Here is a 5,355-nt window from a genome sequence, read left to right on the forward strand (position 1 = left end):
CAACACTGGTCAGGCGGGGGAAGATCTCCAGGTGCCAGCGGTACCAGGGGAGCTCCGGCTCATTAAAGGGGGCGGTGTGAATAACATAGTTATAAGGTGGGTTACTAAGACCCTGATCCAGCTTACATAGCACAGTCTTGAGAATATAAGCCAGGTCCGTGAGGTCGTCCGGCTGCAGGTTTTCATAATGACTCTGCTGCCGCTTGGGCAGCAGGCAGGTCTCATAGGGGAAGCGGCTGGCATAAGGGCAGAAGGCAATAAAGCGGTCGCTCTCAAAGAAAATTCGCTCACCCGTAAGGCGTTCCTGCCGGATGAGCTCGTCAAAGATCGAATGCTGACGGGAGTCATAGAAGGCTCGTGCGGCTGCGATTTCTTCGACAATCGTCACGGGAACGACGGGGCTGGCGATCAGTTGCGAATGCGAGTGGGGCAGGGATGCTCCGGCGCGAACGCCATTGTTCTTGAAGAGGGTGACATGGACCAGTCGAGCCTCGTTCCTGATCGCCTTCATGCGGTCCTGATAGGCCGACAGGACTTCGCGGATGTTGTCGAGCGTGAGTCGGGCGAGGTTGGTTTCCGCATGAGGGCATTCGATGATGACCTCATGCAGGCCGAACCCGTTTAAGGACTGGTACAGGTCGCCGATGAGGGGGTTGAGTTCGCCCACCGGTTCCAGTGCCGGGAACTTGTTCGGGACGACACGGACTCGCCAGCCCGGCTGGTTGGGTTGGGAACCGGGGTTGCGGTAGGCCAGGACTTCGGGGGGCGTGGCGTGCTCATTCCCTTCGGCGAACGGATCAAAGGGGGGCTGACTGGCCGGTGCGGTGGCATCCAGTTGAGGGGGGCGACGACGGATGGTGCTCCGGCTGCGGAAACCGCGACGGCGACAGCCGGGTGTACCTCGATCGGCGGACTGCTCCGGGTTGGGGTTAGTGGGATGAGGGGGCGGGAGGGGATCGGGGAGTTGCAGTTGAATCGGCCGCCGAGCTCGCTCGGGTGCCATGACGACCCAGCGCTGCAGCAGCGGATCTTTGCGGAGTTCGGGCATCCCGGAGCCTCTGTTCGATCAGTGATGGGGAAGGGCTGTCGCTCAGCCTCCCACGACACTTCGGGTGGTCGAGTCACTGGTAGGGCGGGGATTCCGACGCTTTTCGAGGGCAAGTTCGTAGACTCGCTGATACTCGTTGGCGCTATGCGTCCAGGACCAGTCCTGTTTCATACCCGTCTGCTGGAGGGAGGACCACTTCTGCTTGTCTGCAAACAGGGCCCGTGCCCGGCAGATATTCCAGAACAGGACGTCGCTGCGGAACTCACGGAAGGCAAAGCCGTTAGCGGTTCGATTGGCGAGGTTCTCGTCAGAGGCGTCGACGACGGAATCGGCAAGGCCACCCACAGCACGGACGATGGGGACTGTTCCATAGAGCAGGCTATACATCTGGTTGAGGCCGCATGGCTCAAACTCGCTCGGCATGAGGAACGCGTCGGCTCCGGCTTCAATCTGATGCGACAGGGGTTCGTCGTAGCCGATGTGGGTGGCCACTTTCCCCGGGTGGCTTTCGGCAAGTTTCGTCAGCAGTTGCTCAAAACGAGGTTCACCCGAACCAAGGAAAACGAATTGAATGTCCTGATCCATCAACATGGAGGAGCATTGTTCGACCAGTTGGAAGCCCTTCTGGTGCGTCATCCGCGAGATGCTGCCCAGCAACATGACGTCCGGGCGAACAGGCAAGCCGAGGCGGCGCTGCAGTTCGGCCTTACAGGCCGCTTTTCCTTCTGCCACCGTGGCCGCGGTGTAGTTCTGGGCGATGTGCGGGTCGGTGGCGGGGTTCCAGACTTCGGTATCGACGCCGTTGAGGATGCCGAACAGGTCGTCATGCCGGGAGGAAAGAGCGGCATTCAGACCGCAGCCGAACTCGGCCGTCTGGATCTCGCGAGAGTAAGTCGGGCTGACCGTGGTGACGAGGTCGGCAAAGGCGATCCCCGTCTTCAGCAGGTTCAGATGGCCGTAGCACTCCATTTGACGCCAGTTGAAGTATTTCCAGTCGAGCCCGGTCAGCAGCATGTCCCAGTGCCAGAACTGACCTTGAAAGGCCATGTTGTGGATCGTGAAGATCGAGGCCGTCCGTTCGAAGCCCGGAGAACCCTGGAATTCAATCTTGAAAAGGGCGGGGATCAACCCCGTCTGCCAGTCATTGGCGTGAATGATGTCGGGCTTCAGGTTGAGGAGGCGGGTCGCTTCCATGACGGCCCGGCTGAAGAAGATGAACCGTTCGCTGTTGTCCCTGTAGTCCTGCTCCTGCTCGACATAGAGTCCGGGGCGGTTGAAGTAGTGTGGCTGTTCAATCAGGTAGACCGTCGCTCGCGAGCCCGGCAGCGAGGACTTCAGGATCTGGCCTTCGACGTGTTTTGACCCCACGGTAACGCGGAATGTCAAGCCGGTAGGTTCGATCACCGGAACGCTGGATCCTCGTTTGGCGATGATCTGCTGGTAGAAAGGAGTAAACAATGAAACATCGTGACCCACCTGAGCCAACGCCTTGGGTAAGGCAGTTGCAACGTCCCCCAGGCCCCCCGTTTTGGAAAAAGGGACTGCCTCGGAACTGGCGAGTACGATCCGCATGAAATGACTGCCTCTCTGTTGGGAACGACTGGCTAATCCTGCCGAGCGTGCTTTCCGTTTTGGAAATCTCGTCCTTGATCTTGCTGGTGTCTCGACACGATCCGGCGGCGGCTAAAACCCTTGAGACGCTTCAGATTGACATTCACCGGGGGCCACGTCGAGAGATCGATCCTCTTGGAGGATGCCAAAACCAGAAAGTCAGCGTATGCCGCACCGAAAGCAACGAACGAACGACTCGGCCGGGAGTTCCCCTATGGTATTTTATCGAGCAACCAGAGGTCTGATTCCACTTGAATCTCGCACGTCAGACCGCTTTGGACGACTTTCCAGAAGCGATCGGCAAAAGCTGCGGGTCGATTCGGTCTCGACTGATTCCCGTAGCTTCCCAGCTTGCGAAACCTGTCAGAATGCGGGTTCCTCGGGGGCAGGCAGAACGAAAAAGAGCCTGCAAAACCTTAGCGGGTTCTGCAGGCCCTCAAGATGCGGAGAGGGAGGGATTCGAACCCTCGGTCCGGTTTCCCAGACACAGCATTTCCAGTGCTGCACAATCGGCCGCTCTGCCACCTCTCCGAGAAAACGATCGTATTTTGGTGCTGGTTTTCACATCCGATGGCGGTGGATGGGAAACCCTGAAGGGACTGACTTATCGGCGTTGGCTGATTCCGCTTCCCGGTCGGGAAGATTCGTCGCTCGTCGGTTCAGGGCTGAGATCGAGGCGCAGAAGGAACTATTCGGCTTCTGCGGCTGCCAGCTTTTCAGCCTTCCGCTGGGCGACAGCGGCGGTGTTGGCTTCAGTCACTCCAACAGCGGCCAGGCGTCGACGGACAGTGCGGATTGTGGCGTTCAGCGAGCGCCATTTGGTGTTTCGCTTGAATTCGGCTTCCCCTAAGCCTTTCTCCTTGAGTGAGTTGGAGAAAGTTGCCAAATCCGCGTTGGCGGCTGCAAGTTGTCTTTCGAGGGTAGTTCGCGACAAAGGCATGACTCAGGCTCTTTCACGGGACATTATGGCCGAAACGCTCACCACGAGGTTGCTCGCAGTGAAGTTAAGGCCGCGGACGTGTTGGACCGCAGTAACAGAACTCGGTTCGTCGAAACGCTAGATTCTACAGATGCAGACTCACTCCGCAACCCCTGAATCGGTAGAGTCGACGTAATCTCGTTCCCTGTGATTTTGGACGACGGAAAGAAGTGGCTTCCCCGTCCCCCCGTTAACCACACTTTTAACAAGGGATACTTCGGTTTGCGGACGAGTCGATCTGAAGTCGCAATCATCCACTTTGGAAATGTAGAGCTGCTTGGCAATCCCCGTCAACCCGTGACGCGGGCTGTTGCAAGAGTCCGCGTGCACGGCCTGTGAGAGGGAACGGATCACAGCAGTGAGAATGGCGGGTCATCGACCACTGTGGTCCTCGAGGGCTTCAATGCAGTACCGAGCCAGCATCAGGCCCTCACAGAAAATTGATGAAATTTGACGTAAATCGTGATCGTACATGGCTGTGGTACTCGGATTGCATGGACCCGCGAAACGCGTTGGCGGTTGTGAATTGGGGGAATTTCCGGTAAGAGAACTGCTGTCAGGATCTGGCAGCGGGAGCGGAAACTCTGCTCAGATCACAACATCGGAAGACTAATTTCGGTAGCAGACCTGAACGGTAGGCGAGGTGAATAGTGGGCCGACGCGGTAGACCTCTGGAGCGGGGTTGGATTGCGTCGGCCTTTTTCTTTGGATGGACAGCATGCCCTTGAAGTTACGTAGCAAAACGATTCGTAAAGGGATTGATCGCCTCAAGGCGAGAATCGGAGTTGATGGTCTTTTCCGCGAATTTGGGAATGATCTGCCGCTTCGCTCGGATCTCTTCAGTCTGGCTCAACTCGAAGAACACGCTGAAGCCCTCGCGGCGTGGCACGAGATTGACCCAAACCCGGGTCCAGACCGGCTGTTGCTGCGTTTGACCGACAATCAGAATATTCTGAAGCAAACGTATAAGCTGCTTCTCGAAGCTGTGCAGAACGACCGCCACAACGTCCCCGCTGGCGAATGGCTGCTGGACAACTACTACCTTATTGAGGAACAAATTCGCACGGCGCGGCGGCATCTGCCACGTCAGTACAGCCGGGACTTGCCGCGGCTTTTGAACGGTCCGTCGGCAGGTTATCCTTGCGTCTACGATCTGGCGCTGGAGCTGATTTCCCATGTGGATGGTCGCATCGATGCGGAAAGCTTGCGGACATTCGTGGCCGCGTACCAGCGCGAGCGTCCCCTGAAGCTGGGCGAACTCTGGGCCGTCCCCATCATGATGCGACAGGCGCTGATCGAGAATCTGCGCCGTGTGGCGGCCCGCATTGCCACAGGACGCATCGACCGGGATGCTGCGACGCTGTGGGCAGACCGCTTTATCCACTGCGTTGAGACGACTCCCAAGGATCTGGTTCTCTGTCTGGCCGATATGGCCCGGCCTAACCCGGTCCTTTCCAGTGCATTCGTCGCCGAACTGGCTCGCCGGTTAAGAGGGCAAAGTCCGTCGCTGGCATTCCCGCTCACCTGGGTCGAGCAGCGATTGTCCGAGAACGGACAGACGATCGAACAGATGGTGCAGACGGAGGGACATCAGCAGGCCGTCGATCAGGTTTCAATTGGCAACAGCATCAACAGTCTGCGGGAACTCGAGGCGATTGACTGGCGTGACTTTGTCGAGCGGCTGAGTGTCGTCGAAGTGGCACTCCGGCAGGATCCC

General features: G+C 58.1%; 3 protein-coding genes, 1 tRNA gene and 1 pseudogene. 1 reads left to right on the forward strand and 4 read right to left on the reverse strand.

The window, feature by feature from the left end; translation table 11 throughout:
* The 4 genes from VGE80_RS05895 to VGE80_RS05910 form a co-directional block, all read right to left on the reverse strand.
* The coding region (locus VGE80_RS05895; protein ID WP_440592005.1) for a galactose-1-phosphate uridylyltransferase at nt 1–1,048 on the reverse strand (1,048 nt) is incomplete at its 3' end.
* Nucleotides 1,049–1,090: 42 nt separating this feature from the next.
* Nucleotides 1,091–2,620 carry a glycogen synthase GlgA gene (glgA, locus tag VGE80_RS05900; RefSeq protein ID WP_440592006.1) on the reverse strand — a complete coding sequence of 510 codons (1,530 nt, stop codon included), beginning with the start codon at nt 2,618–2,620 and terminating at the stop codon, nt 1,091–1,093.
* Nucleotides 2,621–3,103: 483 nt separating this feature from the next.
* Nucleotides 3,104–3,190, reverse strand: a tRNA-Ser gene (locus VGE80_RS05905).
* Nucleotides 3,191–3,347: 157 nt separating this feature from the next.
* Nucleotides 3,348–3,599, reverse strand: coding sequence for a hypothetical protein (locus VGE80_RS05910; protein ID WP_373649396.1), 252 nt, complete (start codon nt 3,597–3,599; stop codon nt 3,348–3,350).
* A gap of 757 nt (nt 3,600–4,356) precedes the next feature.
* Here VGE80_RS05910 and VGE80_RS05915 point away from each other — a divergent pair.
* Nucleotides 4,357–5,355: pseudogene (locus VGE80_RS05915) on the forward strand (cyclic beta 1-2 glucan synthetase); the annotation flags it as partial.

It is taken from the genome of Schlesneria sp. (genome assembly GCF_036405755.1).
GTDB classification, from domain to species: domain Bacteria; phylum Planctomycetota; class Planctomycetia; order Planctomycetales; family Planctomycetaceae; genus Schlesneria; species Schlesneria sphaerica.